Here is a 17,552-nt window from a genome sequence, read left to right as displayed (position 1 = left end):
CGCGCGGTCAGCGGCGGGGGGCCAGGTGGGTGGCGAGCACGGTGGCGGCGGTGACGAAGATCAGGGCGCAGGCGGCGGACACCGCGACGCGGGAGGTGGCGTCGCCGTCGGCCAGGACGCCCAGCACCGCGCCGAACGGCGGCACGCGCCCGACCACGAAGGCGAGCGCCACCAGGCCCGAAGCCGCGAGCACGGACCAGCCGGGCGGCACGATCACCGGACGCGAGCACACCACGCCCACCCCCACGCCGGTCAGGCCGCAGACCAGCAGGCCCGCGAACCCGAGCCCGACCACGTCCACCGGGTACGGCCGGGACTGGGTCAGCACCGGGACCACCGTCGCCAACACGGCCAACGCCGTCGCGCCCGCGGCCGACAACAGCGTCACCGCCGCCTGGGTGCGGGCCCACCCGGCGGTCGCGGCCGTCACGGACCGGCGGACCGGGTCCTCGGCCGTCGCGATCACGACCGTCAGCCACACCGCCACCGGGTAGATCAGCGCGCACGCCCCGGCGTAGGCGGGCAGCGGCGGGCCGGCGTCGCTGGAGTACAGCATCCCGAGCACTGCGCCGAACAGCAGCGACGGCGCGAGGAAGCGCTGGGCGCGCAGCACGTCCGCCAGCAGGTAGCGCACGAGGGCGGTCACGAGCGCACGCTCCGCACCGAGCAGCCCAGGCGCAGTACCTCGGCCAGGACCCGGTCGCTGTGCGCGGCCTCCACCCGCACGCGGGCACCGTCGCCCGTCCCGTCCACCTCCACCACACCGGCGAGCCCGCCGAGCCGGTCGAACGCCTCGCCCACACGGACCAGTTCGATCACCACGCCGACAGCCGACGTGCCCAGTTCCAGGGTCCGTGCGCCGGGCACCTCGTGGCCGTGGTGGTCGGTCAGCAGGACGGCGGCGTCGGACCCGGCGAGCAGGTCGGTCAGCGCGGCGGCGGCCACCACGTCGAGACCCGACCACGGTTCGTCGAGAACCAGCAGGTCACGGGCCTGTAGCGCCTGCACGAGGGCGACCTTCTGGGTGTTGCCCTTGGACAGGGTGGCCAGCGGCGCGGTGAGGTCGCCGACGATGCCGAGCCGGTCGACGAGGTCCCAACGGGCGGGCACGCCGCGCACCGCGGCCATGTGCCGCAGGTAGTCGCGGGCGGACATGCGGACGCCGGACGGGAAGCGTTCGGGCAGGTAGCCGATCGAGGCCGGGCGGCGCACCCGGCCGGTGGTCGGCGCGCTGACCCCGGCCGCGACGCGCAGCAGGGTCGACTTGCCGGAGCCGTTCCCGCCGGTCGCGACGACCACCTCGCCGGCCTCCACGGCCAGGTCGAGGTCGCGCAGCACCCACGGGCCGCGCCGCCCGTAGCGCTTGCCGATCCGGTCGAGGGTGATCATGGCGCCGATGATGCCGCGCGGTGCGTGGGGTCGACTTGAAGCCAAATACAGGACAAGCGTACTGTTTAGGTCGAGAGGGCGCCGCACCTGCGGGTGCGGAAGACTCAGGTAGTTCCCCAACCGACTTCGCGCGTCACCACGATGGAGTTTCACGTGACTGCACCAGACAGTTCCGTGCCTGCCGGCACCGGAGGCAGCAGCAAGGACAGCTTCGGCGCCCGCGGCACGCTCGCCGTCGGCGACGCCTCGTACGAGGTGTTCCGCCTGAGCGCGGTCGAGGGTGCGGAGCGCCTGCCCTACAGCCTGAAGATCCTGCTGGAGAACCTGCTCCGCACCGAGGACGGCGCCAACATCACCGCCGACCACGTCCGTGCGCTGGGCAACTGGGACCCGAACGCCGAGCCGGACACGGAGATCCAGTTCACGCCGGCGCGCGTCGTCATGCAGGACTTCACCGGTGTGCCCTGCGTGGTCGACCTCGCCACCATGCGCGAGGCCGTCACCCAGCTCGGCGGCGACCCGGCCAAGGTCAACCCGCTCGCGCCCGCCGAGCTGGTCATCGACCACTCGGTCATCGCCGACATCTTCGGCCGGCCGGACGCGTTCGAGCTGAACGTCGACCTGGAGTACGAGCGCAACAAGGAGCGCTACCAGTTCCTGCGCTGGGGCCAGACCGCGTTCGACGAGTTCAAGGTCGTCCCGCCGGGCACCGGCATCGTGCACCAGGTCAACATCGAGCACCTGGCCCGCGTGGTGATGATCCGCAACGGCGTCGCGTACCCGGACACCCTGGTCGGCACCGACTCGCACACCACGATGGTCAACGGCATCGGCGTGCTGGGCTGGGGCGTCGGCGGCATCGAGGCCGAGGCCGCCATGCTCGGCCAGCCGGTCTCCATGCTGATCCCGCGCGTGGTCGGCTTCAAGCTCAACGGCGAACTGCCCGCCGGCGCGACCGCCACCGACCTGGTGCTCACCATCACCGAGATGCTGCGCAAGCACGGCGTCGTCGGCAAGTTCGTCGAGTTCTACGGCTCGGGCGTCGGCGCGGTGCCGCTGGCCAACCGCGCCACCATCGGCAACATGAGCCCCGAGTTCGGCTCCACCTGCGCGATCTTCCCGATCGACGGCGAGACCATCGACTACCTGAAGCTGACCGGCCGGTCGGCCGAGCAGCTCGCCCTGGTCGAGGCGTACGCCAAGGAGCAGGGCCTGTGGCACGACCCGGCCCACGAGCCGGTCTACTCCGAGACCCTCGAGCTGGACCTGTCGACGGTCGTCCCGTCGATCGCCGGCCCCAAGCGCCCGCAGGACCGCATCGAGCTGACCTCCGCCAAGGACGCGTTCCGGCAGGCGCTGGGCGCGTACGTGGCGCAGGACGAGACCCCGAAGTCGGCCGTGGACGAGGCCGTCGACGAGACGTTCCCGGCCAGCGACCCGACCGCGGTGTCCAACGGTGACGCGGGCGGCACGCCGCGCGTGGTCCACTCGGCCGCCGAGGGTGCCGAGGGCCGCCCGTCCAACCCGGTCAAGGTGACCCTGGACGGCGCCGAGTTCGAACTCGACCACGGCGCCGTGGCGATCGCCGCGATCACCTCGTGCACCAACACGTCGAACCCGTCGGTCATGATCGGCGCGGCGCTGCTGGCCAAGAAGGCGGTCGAGAAGGGCCTGGAGCGCAAGCCGTGGGTGAAGACCACGCTGGCGCCGGGCTCCAAGGTCGTCATGGACTACTACGAGCGCGCGGGCCTGCTGCCGTACCTGGAGAAGCTCGGCTTCCACCTGGTCGGCTACGGCTGCACGACGTGCATCGGCAACTCGGGCCCGTTGCAGGACGAGATCTCGGCGGGCATCGACGAGGGCGACCTCGCGGCCGTCTCGGTGCTGTCGGGCAACCGCAACTTCGAGGGCCGGATCAACCCGGACATCAAGATGAACTACCTCGCGTCCCCGCCACTGGTCGTGGCGTACGCGCTGGCCGGGTCGATGGACAAGGACATCACGACCGAGCCGCTGGGCACGGACGCGGCCGGGCAGCCGGTCTACCTGGCCGACATCTGGCCGTCGCCGACCGAGGTGTCCGAGGTCGTCGCCGCCGCGATCTCCCCCGAGGGCTTCGCGCAGGGCTACAAGGACGTGTTCGCGGGCGACCGGCGCTGGCAGTCGCTGCCCACGCCGACCGGCAACACGTTCGAGTGGGACGAGCAGTCCACCTACGTGCGCAAGCCCCCGTACTTCGAGGGCCTGGAGCTGGAGCCCAAGCCCGTCACCGAGATCGGCGGCGCGCGCGTGCTGGCCCTGCTGGGCGACTCGGTCACCACCGACCACATCTCCCCGGCCGGTGCGATCAAGGTCGACTCCCCGGCGGGCAGGTACCTGTCGGAGCACGGCGTCGAGCGCAAGGACTTCAACTCGTACGGGTCGCGGCGCGGCAACCACGAGGTGATGATCCGCGGCACGTTCGCCAACATCCGCCTGCGCAACCTGCTGCTCGACGACGTCCAGGGCGGCTTCACGCGCAACTTCCTGGCCGAGGGCGAGCAGACCACGATCTACGACGCCTCGGTGGCCTACGCCGAGGCGGGCGTCCCGCTGGTCGTGCTGGCGGGCAAGGAGTACGGCTCGGGCTCGTCGCGCGACTGGGCCGCCAAGGGCACGTCGCTGCTGGGCGTGCGCGTCGTGATCGCCGAGTCGTTCGAGCGCATCCACCGCTCGAACCTGATCGGCATGGGCGTGCTGCCGCTCCAGTTCCCCGCCGGCGAGAACGCCGCGTCGCTGGGCCTGGACGGCACGGAGACGTTCGACTTCACGGGCGTCACCGCGCTGAACGACGGCGAGACCCCGCGCACCGTCAAGGTGGTGGCGCGCAAGGAGGACGGCACGACCGCGGAGTTCGACGCGGTGGTCCGCATCGACACCCCCGGCGAGGCCGACTACTACCGCAACGGCGGCATCATGCAGTACGTGCTGCGCAAGATGATCCGCGGCTAGTGATCACCCCCGGAGGGGCCGGTCACCACGTGGTGACCGGCCCCTCCGGCGTTCACGGCAGGTCGAGCAGCGGTACGACCAGCTCCTCCTCGTGGTCCAGGTGTGCCAGGAGTTCCGCGACCAGACCGTCCACTTCGGACACGACCCGCTTACGGTCCGCCGCGGGCGACCGGACGGCAGCCTGGAGCGACTCGATCAACGCCGCGACCTTCTCGTGCTCCTGCCGCAGCAGACCGATCGCCGGTGCCGCCTCGGGGAAGCGCTCCGCCAACGCGGGGAACATGGCCTGCTCCTCCCTGTCGTGGTGACCCCGTAGACCCTGGCACGCGACCAGACAGTTGATCTTCAACTGGGCGCCGAGCGTCGGACCCGACGCCGCCACCTCGCGGCGGATCGTGGCCAACTCGCGGCGGAACGCGTCGTGGACCAGCTTCAACGCCTCGCCGAACGACGACCCGCCCGGCGGCGAGAAACCCGCCTGGCGCAACCGGACCACGGGCAGCACCCGTGTGGTCTTCTCCTGGTACGCCGCCCAGCCCGCGTCGGCTTCCACCGCACGGGCCCAGACGTCGTCGCGTTCGGCGCCGGTCAGCACCTCGGCCGTCGCCCGGTACGTGAACGTGCCGTCCTCCACCGTCGCCTCCGGCGAGGCGAGCAGGTTGTGGTACCACGCCGGGTGTCTCGGCGTGCCGCCCGCCGAACCGATGACGAGGATGCCGTCCTCGTCGGGCAGGTAGCCCAACGGCACGGTGTGCGCACGCCCCGACCGCGCACCCGTCGTCGTCAGGAGGATCAGTCGTGCGCCTTCGAAGAAGCCACCGACGACACCGCGATGGGCGCGGAACTCGTCGACGACCTGCTTGTTGAAATCCAAAACCTCTCCCATCTCCACGGAACTTGCCAACCCTGAGGAGTGGGAGGAGAGGCGGGCTTCTGCCCCGCCCGGCGATCAAGCGCCGGCCGGGGAACCCGTCCGTTGAAGGCCGCGAGCGGCCGACCCGGCAGTCATGGGGCGACTCTAACACCGAGCCGGGAACCGTCCGCCCACTGTGACCGATAAGGTGCCGCGGGGGTGGTTGCGGTGATGCCCGTCTGGCTGCCGTTGGTGTCGGTGGGACTGCTCGGTTCGCAGTGGGAGTACACCCCGCTGGTCGGCGTCCCGATCCTGTTCGCATACGCGTTGTACACGCGGGGTGCGCGTTTGGCGCTCGCGACGCTCGCGTACCTCGTCGCGGCACTGGTCGGGCAGCCGGGGTACGCCGATCTCGTCGCGATCCTGGCCGGATTCCTGCTCGCGGCGCACGACCTGCACGCGCGCCGGCCAGGACGCTGGTTCGTCCTGCTGGCCCTAGGGCTCGGCGTACTGGCCGTCTCCGCGTACGACACGGGAAGCGGTTCGTTCGACTACGCGCCCGCGGTGTCGTTCGCCGAGGCGGGCCCCCACGTGGTCCACCCGGGCGTCGCCCTGCTCTGGGCGCTGGGCCTGGCGTTGGCGATCTGGGGCGGGTGGCACCGGGACGTCGTCGTCGTGGTCACGGCGGCGTTGTACCTCGTGGTCACGATCGCGCACAGCGCGACGACGTCGTTCACCGAGGACTGGTCCGAACGCGCGGTGCACGCGGCGTTCCACTACGACGGCGCCGGGCTGCCGTTCGGGGCCGGGCGGTTCCCGGAACTGGTGCTCCTCGCCGGCGCGGTGCTCGCGTACACCAGGCCCGGACGTCGACGCGCGCCCCGGCCGTGGGCGCTGGTGGCGGTGGCCGGGCTGCTGGGCTCGCTGTGGGAGTACGGTCCGCTCGTCGCGCTCGCCGTGCTGCTGGTCGCGGCCGGGTACCTGTACAGCCTGCCGCTCGGACTGGCCGCCGCGGCCTACGGGATCGCGGTGTTCGTCGCGCCGCCCGGCGTCGACGTCATGGTCGCCGTGGCGGTGGCGGGCCTGCTCGTCGCGCGCGAGGTGAACGCGCGGCGGCCGGGCGACTGGCTGCCGCTGGCGGTCGTGGGCGCGACCCTGTTCCTGTCCATGACCTATACCGGCGTGCACCGGGGTTGGCTCACCGACGGCCTGCCCGAGGTCTTGCCGGGCGAGTCCGGCGGGCCGGCCCTGGTGATCGTGGGGACGCTGTTCCTGCTCGGCTGGGCGATGTACGACCGGCTGGCGCTGGTCGGCGTCGTCGCGGTCGCCTACCTGACGGCCGGGCTGTACCGGTTCGGGGACCGGCAGGCCGGCCTCCAGTTCCTGTCGCAGGAACAACTGCGCATGCTGCCGGCGCACGGCCCGCTGTGGGTGCTCGGCCCGGAACTGCTGATCCTCGCGGGTGCGGCCGTCGCGTTCGCGCGGACCGGCCGCACCCGCCCGGACGTCAGAACGGTTGGACGTCCGGTCGGAACACCAGGCCCGCCGCCGGGACCTTGAGGTCGACCAGGTAGTCGGCCGCGACGGCGTCCACGCCCGCGCTGTCGCCCAGGATGCAGTGCCCGAACGCGTCGACGCCCACCAGCCGGGCGTTGCCGAGCTGGGCGGCCATGCGCCGCGAGAACCTGTACTGCGTGGCCGGGTCGTAGTAGTTGCCCACGACCAGCACGGGGTGGGGCGTGCGGCGGTTCCACGGACCCGAGTAGCGGTCCGGCTCGTCGAGCGGCCACGACGGGCACGTGAGCAGGTCCGAGGCCGCCTGCTGACGGCCGAAGGTGGGCGACTCGCGTTCCCACTGCTTCGCGATGCGCGGGAACTGCCGGGTGCCGGTGGAGAACGGCTTGTCGGTGCAGTTGACGCCGTAGTACGAGTCGTCGGACAGGTACTCGGCGTCGCCCACGCCCACCCGGACGTCGTAGCGGCCCCGGTTCGGGCCGAGGTCGGGCACCGCGGCCGGCACCGAGGCGACGCCGGGATCGAGCGCGGCGTGCACGGCCTGGAGCCACGTGGCCAGGTCTTTGAACCGGTTCGGCGAGTAGAGCGCGCCGGTGACCGTGCCGACGTAGGACGTGTAGGTCACGACCTCCTGGGAGGGCAAAGTGACCGACCTGGTGCGCAGGGCGTCACGGGCGGCGTCGAACTTGGCGCGCGGGTCGTTCGCGCTGAAGGCGCACTTGGGGCCTTCTTGGGCGCAGCGCTTGAGGAACGCGTCCAGGGCCAGCTCGAAGCCCTGCGCGCGTTGCCGGTCGTACTCGGCGCCGTCGCGGGTGCGCAGCGTCGGGTCGACGTTGCCGTCCAGGATCAGGGCGCGGGAGCGGGACGGGAACAGGTTCGCGTACGTGGCGCCGAGCAGCGTGCCGTAGGAGAACCCGACGTAGGTGAGCTGCCGGTCGCCGACGGCCTGGCGCAGCAGGTCGAGGTCGCGGGCGACGTCCTCGGTCGACATGTGGTCCAGGAGCGGACCGGCGACCTTCCCGCACGAGTCGGTGTAGTCCTCGGTGGCGTCGATCGCCTCGCGGACCTCGCGGTCGGTGATCGGCACGACGGACAGGCGGTTGAACACCGCGTCCGCGTCCTCCTTGGTGCGGAAGCACTTCAGGGGCGTGCTGCGGGCGACGCCGCGCGGGTCGAAGCCGATCAGGTCGAAGCGGCGGAGCACCTCGGGTCGGAAGAGTGACTCGCCGTAGGCGGGGTAGACGAGGCCCGACCCGCCGGGGCCGCCGGGGTTGAGGAACAGGGACCCGATCCGGCGGGACTGGTCGGCGGCGGGGCGTTTGAGCAGGGACAGGGAGATGGTGCCGCGCTGGGGATCTTGGTGGTCCAAGGGGACCTTGTGCTGGGCGCAGGTCACCTTGTCGCGTAAGGCGGCGGGGACTGCTTTGAGTACGTCTTCGGCGCAGGTGGACCACTTGATCGGGTCTTGGGTCCGGGCCTCGGCTTGCGGTGTGGCGAGTCCGGACAGGGTGAGGGCCAGGATCAGGGCGATCGGGGTGCTGAGTGCCATCGGCGGTGCTCCTCTCGACGTCGCGTCGGGACGGTCCCACCGGGGACGGGCTCGGCGACACCCTCGGAACGGGGGAATCCTCTCGGCGGGTTCGGACCCCCGACTCCGCGAGTCCTCCGCTCAGGCACCCTGAAATACGCGCTCGGGCACATCCTTTCGCGAGTTATGCGTTGGGACACCGCGAGTTGCGCACTCGGACACCGCGAGTTGTGCGTTCAGGCACCGCGAGTTGTGCGTTCGGGGCGCCGGTTGTGCGATGGGCATCGTGGGGTACGCGTTGGGGCGCCGAAAGGTGGGCGGCTCGCGTTCGGGGCTTGGATCCCCGGGTGGCGGGTGTGTCCGGGGTTGGGTGCTTGTGCTTGGCGGGTGTCGTTCGGGGTTGGTTCGGGGAAGCGTGAAGGGGGACTTCGCCCTCCTCGTGCCGCCGGTGTGGGTGTGGGTGTGTTCGGGCCACCGCCGTCCGGGTCGGGGGCCGGACGGCGGTGGGGTCTTCGGGGAGAGGGGTGGTTACGGGGTTGCTTGGGAGAGTGACAGGGCGAAGCGGGACTGGGTGTCGGTCCACCAGGAGTGCAGTGTGAAGCCTGCCGAGGCCAGTTCGCGGGCTACTCCGTCGCGGCGGAATTTGGCCGACACCTCGGTGCGCAGGTCCTCGTCGCGGGCGAATTCCACGTCTATGCCGAGTGCTCCCACGTGTGCGCGGGTCGGGTGGGCGGCGCGCAGTCTCATCTCGATCCACTCCGCGTCCGGGTTCCACAGTGCGACGTGGCGGAACGCCGACGTGTCGAAGTCAGCGTCCAGTTCCCGGTTGATCACGTGCAGCACGTTGCGGTTGAACTCGGCCGTCACGCCCTGGGCGTCGTCGTACGCGCGGACCAGGACATCAGGGTCCTTCACCAGGTCCGTGCCCAGCAGCAGCCACTCCCCCGGCGCCAGCACGTCGCGCAACGACGTCAGGAACTTCGCCCGTTCGTCGGGGACCAGGTTGCCGATCGTGCCGCCGAGGAACGCGACCAGGCGGGGTGACGCGCCGGGCAGCAGGCCGAGGTGTTCGGTGAAGTCGCCGACCACGCCGTGCACCCGCAGGCCGGGGTAGGACTCCAGGATCGACCTGGCCGCGTCGACCAACGCGCTCGACGACACGTCCAGCGGTACGAACTCGGCCAGGGTCCCGTGTGCGCGCAACGCGTCCAGCAGCAGCCGGGTCTTCTCGGACGAACCGGAGCCCAGTTCCACCAGGGCGCGGGCGCCGGTGACGGTGGCGATCTCGGTCGACCTGGCCTCCAGGATCTCCCGTTCGGCCCGGGTCGGGTAGTACTCGGGCAGTCGCGTGATGTCCTCGAACAGGTCGCTGCCGACCGCGTCGTAGAACCACTTCGGGGACACCCACTTCGCCGGTGCGGTGAGCCCGGCGAGGGCCTCCGCGCGCAGCGCGAGCGCCGCGTCCTCGGGTGTCAGGTGCACGTCCAGCACTGGCTCGGTCATCCCATTCCCATCGGTCGAACGTCCACTTCGGACACACGCGCGGTGACGACGTGCCGGTCGGGCACCTCCTTCCAGGCCGGGTCGTCGTCGAGGGGTTCGGAGGAGACGGTCACCGCGCCGGCGCCGGAGCGCACCCACAGCGCGTGCCACCACGTCGTGGCCACGAGCACGGTGCCGTCGGTGAGCATCAGGTTCAGCCGTGAGCCCGGAGCGGCTTCCTCCACTTCGGACACCACGGTCTCCAGCGCGGAGGTCGGGTCCGCCCCTTCGGCGAGTCGGCGGCGGACCACCGCCCACAGCAGGGCCGCGTCGGTGGGGGCGTCGAGGGTGAGCAGGTCGGTGACGGGCAACCGTGACGCCAGCGGCGCGACCGCGTCCGGCCAGCCGATCACGCGTCCGTTGTGGCTGAACAACCAGCGCCCGTCGGTGAACGGCGCGCACGCGGTGTCCACCACCGGCATGCCGACCGTGGCCGACCGGACCGCCGCCAGGAACGCACCGGACACCGTGACCCGGCTCAACGCCAACAGGTTCGCGTCCGCCCACACCTGGCCGGCCCGGCGGTAGCGCAGCGGTGCCGCGCCCGGCGCCGGATACCACCCGACGCCGTAGCCGTCGACGTTGACCGTGCCGCCGCCGCGCATGTCCCGAGGCGCGTAGGCCTGGTGCACCAACGAGTGCGGCGCGTCGACCAACGCCCCGGACAAGGGCACGGCGGGGCCCAGGTAACCCAGATGGCGGCACACCGTCAGACCGACTCTTCCGGCGAGGCGTCACGGGCGCAGCGGAACCCGGCGAAGATCTGCCGCCGGATCGGGTAGTCCCAGTTGCGGAACGTCGACCGCACCGCCGACCGGTCCGAGCCGAACGACCCGCCGCGCAGCACCTTGTAGTCCGGGCCGAAGAACACCTGCGAGTACTCGGCGTACGGGAACACCTCGAACCCGCCGTAGCCGTGGAAGTCGGTGCTCGTCCACTCCCACACGTCGCCGATCAACTGGTGCACGCCCAGGGCCGACACGCCCGCCGGGTACGCGCCGACCGGTGCCGGCGACAGGTGCCGCTGGCCCAGGTTGGCGTGCGCCTCGGTCGGGTCCTCGTCGCCCCACGGCCAGCGGCGGGACCGGCCGGTGGCCGGGTCGAACCGGGCCGCCTTCTCCCACTCGACCTCGGTCGGCAGCCGCCGTCCCGCCCAGCGGGCGAACGCCTCGGCCTCGTGGTAGCAGACGTGGACGACCGGCTGGTCCGGGTCGAGCGGGGCCGTCGTGCCGAACGCCGTGCGGTACCACCGGTCGCCGTCGCGTTCCCAGAACCTCGGTGCGACCAGCGGCGTCTTCACGACGTGCGCCCACCCGGCCTCGCTCCACCAGCGCCGGTCCGCGTAGCCGCCGTCCTCGACGAACTCGGCGTAACGCGCGTTCGTCACCGGCGTCGTGTCGATGAAGAACGCGTCCGTGTGCGCCTGGTGCGCGGGGCGTTCGTTGTCCAACGCCCACGCCTCGGTGGAGGTGCCCATGGTGAACGGGCCGGCGGGCACGAGCACCTCGGCCGGTCCGACGGGTGCGCCGCGTGGTGGCGGCGGCGCGTCCAGGACCGCCGGTCCGACGCGGAGCTGGTGCGTGGCCAGCATGGTCTCGTCGTGCTGCTGCTCGTGCTGCACGATCATGCCGAACGCGAACCCGCCGTCGACCAACCGCGAGCCCTCCAGCGGGCTGGTCTCCAGCACGTCGAACACCTTGTCCCGGACCTCGCCCACGTACCCGCGCGCCTCGGCCGGGCCGAGCAACGGCAGTTCCGGGCGGTTCGCGCGGGCGTGCTTGAACGCGTCGTACAGCTCGTCGATGTCCGACCGCACGGGCTCACGCCCGCCCACGTCGCGCACCAGCCAGAGTTCCTCCTGGTTGCCGATGTGCGCGAGGTCCCAGACCAGCGGCGACATCAGCTTCGAGTGCTGGCGCACGAGATCGTGGTCGTCGACGGATCCGGTCAGCAGCGTGGTGCGCTCGCGCGCCCGGACGAGGTGGGCGGCCACCTCGTCGCGCAGCCGTTCGATGCCGGTCATCGTCCTTCCCCTCTGGTCCGCTCGACGAGCGTCCGCTGTAGTTCCTCGGCTATCGCGGCGTTCTGGTGGGCGGAGAGGTCGTTGCGGTGCAGGGCGGCACAGCCCAGGTCGACGACCTCGCGGGCGGCGCGGGCCAGCACGGGGTCGGCCAGGCCGACCCGGGCGGCGGTCAGCCACCGGCCGGCGGCGGCCTCGGTCGCGGCGAGCACGGCGTCCACCACGGCCTCGTCGCCGAACAACGCGGCGAGCAGGGCGACAGGCGGCATCCAGTGGCCGTGCCGGGGCGTGTCCAGGTAGCGGATCTCCAGGTAGCCGCGGGGCCGGACGGGCGGGAACTGGAGGCTCAGGTGGTAGTCGAGGTCCTCGGCGGTGGGGCGGCGGTCCAGCGCGCCGTCGATCCACTCGGCGAACGTGAGCGGGAACGGCGGCAGCCAGCTCGACCCGGGCCGGCGCACCACGATCACCGGCGCGTCCACGACCCGTCGGGCCCACGCGGTGGCCGGGTCGGCGCACACGGCGCCCGCCCGCGTGCGGATCGGGTCGGTGGCGTAGAGGGAGCGCATGCGCGCGCTCGCCCAGTCGGTGCGGCGACCACCGACACCCGGCGAGTTGGCGAACAACGCGGTGAGCACCGGGCCGAGCGCGTGCACGGCGGCCCAGCGCCGGGGCAGGTCGGCCCGTTCGCCGAAGTCCAGGCACACCTGGAGGCCGGCGGTGCTGCACATCATGGTGAGGCCCTCGGGACCCAGCGGGGCGAAGGCGTGCTCCATCGCCGCGTAACGGGGTACCTGGAGCAGCCGTCGCGGTGGCCGGTGGGGATCGGCACCACGCTCGCCGAGGACCAGTCCGGCGGGTTCGAGCAGGCCGGTCACGTGGTCGATGTCGGCGGTGACGGTCTTGAGCAGTTCCGCGAGCGAGTCGCTCGGCGGGGTGGAGATCTCGACCTGCCCGCCGGGTTCGACGGTGAGCGGCGTCCCGCCGGGCAGGGGTTCCTGGGTGCTGTCCGGGACCAGGGTGGGCGGTGCGTGCCGGCCGAGGGCCGCCGCGAGCCGCGCGGCGTCGAGCGGGCGGGCCGGGTCGTCGGCGTGGTGGACGGTCCACTCGATCTCCACACCGAGCAGCCTCGGTGGGCCGTGCTTGAAACACACCGAGGCCACATAGGCTTCGGCTTCGGTCCGGTCACGGAACACGGCCGGTACCGGTTCCCTACGGGCATGGGTCAAGTAGCACACCCCCGTGATCAGCCTGGTCCGGCCCGACGCTACACGGGGGTACCGACAGTCGCACCCACCCGAACCTCCTGGGCCCGAGAAGTTTTGCGGCCCAACCGATGAACGGGACGCGGTTTCCGCGCGGATGCGGAACGCGGCCGACGATCCCGGTGTGGAGGGTTGTTTCAGGACGCCGCGAACACGCCCGCCCGTTCGAGGAGGAACAGCCGGGAGGCCAGCTCCGACAGGGCCAACCGGTCCAGTTCGGCCAGCGCCTCGCGGTGCCCGCCGGCCACGTCCGGGTGCTCGCCGACGTACGCGACCGGCGGCTCGTCGACGAACTCCAGGTACTCGAACGGCCGCAGCAGGCACGCGCCACCGCCGACCGCGAACGTGACCAGTCGGACCGGCCACGGGGAGTCGACCAGGGCGCGCAACTGGCCGGCCATCACCTCGTCGTCGCCGACCCGCGCGTGCAACGCGGCCTCGTGCAGGTAGAAGACGCACAGCCGGTCGCGCAGCACCTCGACGTCACGGTGCTCCACGCCCAGCGCGGCCGAGTACTCCGGGGTGCGCAGCGCCGGCGGCACCGACATCGGCTCGTACACGGCGACCGAGGTCGCCTTGCGCTCGTCGAGTTCGAGCTGTCGGCCCTGGCCCATCAGGCGCACCAGGTCGAGCACCTCGACCTTGGCCTGGGACCGGCCGAGCCTGGACACGAACCGAGCGATGCTCGTCTCACCAGCAGTCACGGCGCGTCAACGTAGCGGCAGGTGGCAGGCGGTTTCGATACACGGAGTGTGAATACACCCCATCGACTGACCAATCCGTACGTACGGATTGGATTTCCCCCACCGTCCCTGGCAACATCGACAGGTGCCCAGGGTCAGCCAGGACCACCTCGACGCCCGCCGCCGCCAGATCCTCGACGGCGCCCGCGTGTGCTTCGCGCGCTTCGGCTACGAGGGTGCGACCGTACGCCGGCTGGAGGAGGCTACCGGGCTCTCCCGCGGCGCCATCTTCCACCACTTCCGCGACAAGGAATCCCTGTTCCTGGCCCTGGCCGAGGACGACGCGCTGCGCATGGCCGAGGTCGTCGCCGAGCAGGGCCTGGTGCAGGTGATGCGCGACCTGCTCGTGGCGCCCGAGCCGACCGGCACCGAGCACCCCGGCGACTGGCTGGGCACCCGCCTGGAGGTGTCGCGGCGGCTGCGCACCGACCCGGAGTTCCGGGCGCGGTGGGCGGAACGCTCACGCGGCCTGACCGACGCGACCCGGCAGCGGTTGTTGCGCCAGCGCGAAGTCGGAAACCTGCGCGACGACGTGGACGTTGACGTGCTCACGTCGTTCCTGGAGCTGGTGCTGGAAGGTCTCGTGTCGCACCTGGCCATGGGTCTGCCCGCCGACGACCTCGAACCCGTGCTCGACCTGGTCGAGGAATCGGTCCGCCGGCACCGCCGATCGGCCTGACGGGTGTCCGAACGCGTAGTTCGGGGTGCCTGAACGCGAAGTTCGGGGTGTCCGAGTGGAGGACTCGCGAAGTTCCTTGTCCTGCGCGAGAAAACTCCCCGTGGCGGGCCGGCCACGGCCTAGGATCGCCGGCATGGCCGATCAGCGTCCCGCCCACGTGCACCGGGTGCGGGTGCGCCCGGCCGACTGCGACCGCCAGGGAATAGTGCACTCGACGCGCTACCCCGTCTTCTTCGAGGCCGCGATGGTCGAGACGGTGCGCGCCCTGCTCGGCTCGTACCACGAACTGGCCAAGCAGGGCGTCGACCTGCACGTGGCCGAGTCCGGCGTGCGCCACCTCAACCCCGCGCGGTTCGACGACCTGCTGCGGATCTCGGTGCGCGTGCGCACGCTCGGCACGACCACGCTGACGCTCGGCTTCGACGCGGCCGTCGACGACACCCCGGTCGCGACCGGCTGGAACCGGTACGTCTCCGTGGGCACGCCCGAAGCGCACAGCGCGCCGCTGCCCGACGGTCTGCGCCGCCTGCTCGAACCGCGTCGCGTCCCCCAACCGCGAGGGACCCGGTCATGAGCGACCTCAAGAACGCCGCGCTGCTCCTCCTCGGCCGACTGATCGTCCGGTTCGAGGCCCTGCGCGGCGATCCGGGCGCACGGCTGTTCGGCACGGCGGTCTCCCGCGACCCGTACCCCGTCTACGAAGCGGTCCGCGCCAAGGGCGAGTTGGTCCACAGCAGCATGCGGCTGTTCATGACGTCGTCGCACGCCCTGTGCGACCGGATCCTGCGCGACCCGGTGTTCGAGGCCGTGCCCGCCGGGGCGCTCTCACCGGTCGACGTGGCCGAGTGGCGGGAGGGCCGGCGCCTGGTCAACCCGGTCGACGAGTCGTTCCTCGTGCTCAGCCCGCCCGACCACACGCGGCTGCGGCGGATGGTCGCCCCGTGGTTCACCCCGCGCGGCCTGCGGGCGCGGGCCGAGTTCGTCGACCGGGTCGTCGACGAGTACCTCGACCGCGTGGACGGGCCGTTCGACCTGGTCGGGGACTTCGCGGCACGGGTGCCGGTGCGGGTGATCGCCGACCTGCTCGGCGTGCCCGACGACGACCACGACGCGTTCGACCGCTGGGGTGCCGCGATGGTCGTGGCGCTCGACGGCGCGCAGGACATGAAGGAACTGCGCACCCTGCGCGACGGGCTGGCCGAGTTCGAGGCGTTCCTCGACGACCTGATCGCCCGCCGCCGGCGGGAGCCGGGCGAGGACGTCGTCAGCGCCCTGGTCGGCCGCGGCGACGTCGACCGCCGGGACCTGATCGCGACGACCGAGCTGCTGCTGGTCGCGGGCTTCGAGACGACCGTGAACCTGATCGGCAACGCGGTGCTCGCCGTGGTCGCCCACCCGGAGGTGCGGGAGCGTCTCGTCGCGGAGCCGTCGTTCGCCGACGCGGTCGTCGAGGAGACGCTGCGGATGGACCCGCCCGTGCAGTACACGGTCCGGGCGCCCAACACCACCGTGCGGCTCGCGGGCACCACCGTGCCCAAGGGCACCCCGATCGCCCTGCTGCTCGCGGGCGCGAACCGGGACCCGGCGGTGTTCGCCGACCCCCACACGTTCCGCCCCGACCGGCCCGAGCGCGAGCACCTCGCGTTCTCCGGCGGCATCCACTACTGCCTCGGCGCGGGCCTGGCCCGGATGGAGGCCGCCGCCGCGCTGCGCGGGCTGTTCGGTCGGTTCCCCGACCTCCGGGTGGCGGGCCGGGTGCGCCGCCGGCAGTCGCGCGTCCTGCGCGGTGCCGCCCGGCTGCCGGTCGCCGGCGGCCGTCACACGATGGTGGAAACCATCAGCTGACCTTCAGGAACGTGGGGCATGCTGGGCTGCGCGCGGGCTCGACCCGCCGCACCGCCGCCGCGGCGGGAGAGCCCGCGCCCAGCACGGACTAGTTGTTCTGTCCTGTGAGGTTGGGGACGCGGCTGGCAGGTGGTTGGCCTTTGAGTGCGGTGTGGCCGCGGTGGTGATTATAGGTGTGCAGCCACCGCGGCAGCGTCTCGCGGCGTTCGGTCTCAGACCGGTATGCCTGGGCGTAGGCCCATTCGTCGAGCAGGGTGCGGTTGAAGCGTTCGACCTTGCCGTTGGTCTGTGGCCGGTAGGCGCGGGTGCGTTTATGGGTGATGCCCGCGTTGGCGAGGGTGTCGCGCCAGAGCCGTGAGCGGTAGCAGGAGCCGTTGTCGGTCAGCACCCGGCGGACGGTGACGCCGGCTTCCCGGAAGAACGCCTGTGCCCGGGTCCAGAACGCGGCGGCGGTGTCCTTGGTCTCGTCGGGCAGTATCTCGGTGTAGGCCAGCCTGCTGTGGTCGTCCACGGCGTTGTGCAGGTAGGCGTAGCCGAGGTTCGGGCGGCCGTGGACCTTGCGGGGCCTGGTCGGGTCGCGGTGGGCGGAGCTGTTGCGCCCGCCGGCCCGCCGTCCGTGCACCTTGTGGCCGCCGCCGTCGGGGATGTTGCCGAGCTTCTTGATGTCGACGTGGACCAGGTCGCCCGGTGCGGCGTGTTCGTAGCGGCGCACCGGCGTGGCGGTGGCCCGGTCCAGGTGGGCCAGGCGGGCCAGGCCGAAGCGGCGCAGCACCCGGTGCACGGTGGAGGGGTTCAGTCCGAGCAGGTGGGCGATGCGGGCCGGGCCCCACCGACGCGCCAGGCGGACCTTGACGATCCGGCGTTCGCGGCGGGTGGGCAGGCGACGCGGGCTGCGGTGCGGGCGGCTGGAACGGTCGACCAGGCCCGCCTCGCCCAGCTCGCGGTAGCGAGAGGCCCAGCGGGCGGCGGTGGTCGGCGAGACCTGGAACCGCTCGGCCGCCCGCCGCAGCGGCCACCCCTCGTCCACGACACACCGGGCCAGGCGCAGCCGTCCCAGCTCGGTCAAGGGTGCGTTAGCGTGGGTCACGAGGGCCTCCGTGGGCTCGGTGTCGACGTCGCAATCCACACCGAACCCGGAGGCCCTCCCTCATTCCAACATCATCCGACTACGTGTCGAACCGTCCA

Annotated in this window: 15 protein-coding genes; 5 read left to right on the top strand and 10 right to left on the bottom strand. The window is 72.0% G+C overall.

Annotated features, from left to right (window positions below):
• Nucleotides 1–7 precede the first annotated feature (7 nt).
• The gene (locus F4559_RS11265) at nucleotides 8–646 is read right to left on the bottom strand and encodes a hypothetical protein (RefSeq protein ID WP_184668211.1); all 639 of its coding nucleotides are present in this window, start codon (nucleotides 644–646) and stop codon (nucleotides 8–10) included.
• Nucleotides 643–1,389, bottom strand: a complete 747-nt coding sequence (locus F4559_RS11260; protein WP_246445144.1) for an ABC transporter ATP-binding protein — start codon at nucleotides 1,387–1,389, stop codon at nucleotides 643–645. The genes F4559_RS11265 and F4559_RS11260 overlap by 4 nt, the downstream gene beginning before the upstream one ends.
• Nucleotides 1,390–1,542: 153 nt before the next feature.
• On the opposite strand from F4559_RS11260, the gene F4559_RS11255 reads away from it, so the two are divergent.
• The gene (locus tag F4559_RS11255; protein ID WP_312865580.1) at nucleotides 1,543–4,380 is read left to right on the top strand and encodes an aconitate hydratase; all 2,838 of its coding nucleotides are present in this window, start codon (nucleotides 1,543–1,545) and stop codon (nucleotides 4,378–4,380) included.
• A gap of 52 nt (nucleotides 4,381–4,432) precedes the next feature.
• Here F4559_RS11255 and F4559_RS11250 read toward each other — a convergent pair whose 3' ends face one another.
• Nucleotides 4,433–5,266, bottom strand: a complete 834-nt coding sequence (locus F4559_RS11250; RefSeq protein WP_184668207.1) for a nitroreductase/quinone reductase family protein — start codon at nucleotides 5,264–5,266, stop codon at nucleotides 4,433–4,435.
• 198 nt (nucleotides 5,267–5,464) lie between these two features.
• Between F4559_RS11250 and F4559_RS11245 the strand changes: the two genes are divergently transcribed.
• Entirely contained in the window at nucleotides 5,465–6,793 is a 1,329-nt protein-coding gene (locus F4559_RS11245; RefSeq protein ID WP_184668204.1) for a hypothetical protein, read from the top strand.
• On the opposite strand, the gene F4559_RS11240 is transcribed toward F4559_RS11245, so the two are convergent.
• The 6 genes from F4559_RS11240 to F4559_RS35820 form a co-directional block, all read right to left on the bottom strand.
• Entirely contained in the window at nucleotides 6,741–8,297 is a 1,557-nt protein-coding gene (locus tag F4559_RS11240) for an alpha/beta hydrolase (RefSeq protein WP_184668202.1), read from the bottom strand. The genes F4559_RS11245 and F4559_RS11240 overlap by 53 nt on opposite strands.
• Before the next feature lie 507 nt (nucleotides 8,298–8,804).
• Nucleotides 8,805–9,779 carry an L-histidine N(alpha)-methyltransferase gene (gene egtD / locus F4559_RS11235; protein ID WP_184668200.1) on the bottom strand — a complete coding sequence of 325 codons (975 nt, stop codon included), beginning with the start codon at nucleotides 9,777–9,779 and terminating at the stop codon, nucleotides 8,805–8,807.
• Complete coding sequence (gene egtC, locus F4559_RS11230) at nucleotides 9,776–10,525, bottom strand: ergothioneine biosynthesis protein EgtC (protein ID WP_184668197.1); 750 nt, start codon at nucleotides 10,523–10,525, stop codon at nucleotides 9,776–9,778. The genes egtD and egtC overlap by 4 nt, the downstream gene beginning before the upstream one ends.
• Before the next feature lie 2 nt (nucleotides 10,526–10,527).
• Nucleotides 10,528–11,841: an ergothioneine biosynthesis protein EgtB gene (egtB, locus tag F4559_RS11225; protein ID WP_184668195.1), complete on the bottom strand. Its 1,314-nt coding sequence runs from the start codon at nucleotides 11,839–11,841 to the stop codon at nucleotides 10,528–10,530.
• Nucleotides 11,838–12,953, bottom strand: a complete 1,116-nt coding sequence (locus tag F4559_RS11220; protein WP_376774632.1) for a glutamate-cysteine ligase family protein — start codon at nucleotides 12,951–12,953, stop codon at nucleotides 11,838–11,840. Before F4559_RS11220 ends, egtB begins: the two co-directional genes overlap by 4 nt.
• 284 nt (nucleotides 12,954–13,237) lie before the next feature.
• Nucleotides 13,238–13,804, bottom strand: a complete 567-nt coding sequence (locus F4559_RS35820; protein WP_184668191.1) for a Scr1 family TA system antitoxin-like transcriptional regulator — start codon at nucleotides 13,802–13,804, stop codon at nucleotides 13,238–13,240.
• Between the two features lie 124 nt (nucleotides 13,805–13,928).
• Here F4559_RS35820 and F4559_RS11210 point away from each other — a divergent pair, with 124 nt between their 5' ends.
• From F4559_RS11210 to F4559_RS11200, 3 genes are all read left to right on the top strand, one after another.
• On the top strand, nucleotides 13,929–14,522 hold the full coding sequence (locus F4559_RS11210) for a TetR/AcrR family transcriptional regulator (protein WP_184668189.1): 594 nt from the start codon (nucleotides 13,929–13,931) through the stop codon (nucleotides 14,520–14,522).
• Nucleotides 14,523–14,655: 133 nt separating this feature from the next.
• The gene (locus F4559_RS11205) at nucleotides 14,656–15,096 is read left to right on the top strand and encodes an acyl-CoA thioesterase (RefSeq protein WP_184668187.1); all 441 of its coding nucleotides are present in this window, start codon (nucleotides 14,656–14,658) and stop codon (nucleotides 15,094–15,096) included.
• Complete coding sequence (locus F4559_RS11200) at nucleotides 15,093–16,367, top strand: cytochrome P450 (protein WP_184668185.1); 1,275 nt, start codon at nucleotides 15,093–15,095, stop codon at nucleotides 16,365–16,367. The genes F4559_RS11205 and F4559_RS11200 overlap by 4 nt, the downstream gene beginning before the upstream one ends.
• Nucleotides 16,368–16,455: 88 nt before the next feature.
• On the opposite strand, the gene F4559_RS11195 is transcribed toward F4559_RS11200, so the two are convergent.
• Entirely contained in the window at nucleotides 16,456–17,454 is a 999-nt protein-coding gene (locus F4559_RS11195) for an IS481 family transposase (RefSeq protein WP_184668183.1), read from the bottom strand.
• Nucleotides 17,455–17,552 lie beyond the last annotated feature (98 nt).

The sequence above is a fragment of the Saccharothrix violaceirubra genome (assembly GCF_014203755.1).
Classification (GTDB): Bacteria; Actinomycetota; Actinomycetes; order Mycobacteriales; family Pseudonocardiaceae; genus Actinosynnema; species Actinosynnema violaceirubrum.
The sequence above is the reverse complement of the archived record's forward strand: the minus strand, read 5'-3'. Positions and strand labels throughout refer to the sequence as shown.

Coding starts and splice junctions, on each gene's coding strand:
- F4559_RS11240 (WP_184668202.1), bottom strand. CDS start 8,297: ATGGCACTCAGCACCCCGATCGCCCTGATCCTGGCCCTCACCCTGTCC.
- F4559_RS11205 (WP_184668187.1), top strand. CDS start 14,656: ATGGCCGATCAGCGTCCCGCCCACGTGCACCGGGTGCGGGTGCGCCCG.
- egtB (WP_184668195.1), bottom strand. CDS start 11,841: ATGACCGGCATCGAACGGCTGCGCGACGAGGTGGCCGCCCACCTCGTC.
- F4559_RS11250 (WP_184668207.1), bottom strand. CDS start 5,266: ATGGGAGAGGTTTTGGATTTCAACAAGCAGGTCGTCGACGAGTTCCGC.
- F4559_RS11260 (WP_246445144.1), bottom strand. CDS start 1,389: ATGATCACCCTCGACCGGATCGGCAAGCGCTACGGGCGGCGCGGCCCG.
- F4559_RS11200 (WP_184668185.1), top strand. CDS start 15,093: ATGAGCGACCTCAAGAACGCCGCGCTGCTCCTCCTCGGCCGACTGATC.
- egtD (WP_184668200.1), bottom strand. CDS start 9,779: ATGACCGAGCCAGTGCTGGACGTGCACCTGACACCCGAGGACGCGGCG.
- F4559_RS11245 (WP_184668204.1), top strand. CDS start 5,465: ATGCCCGTCTGGCTGCCGTTGGTGTCGGTGGGACTGCTCGGTTCGCAG.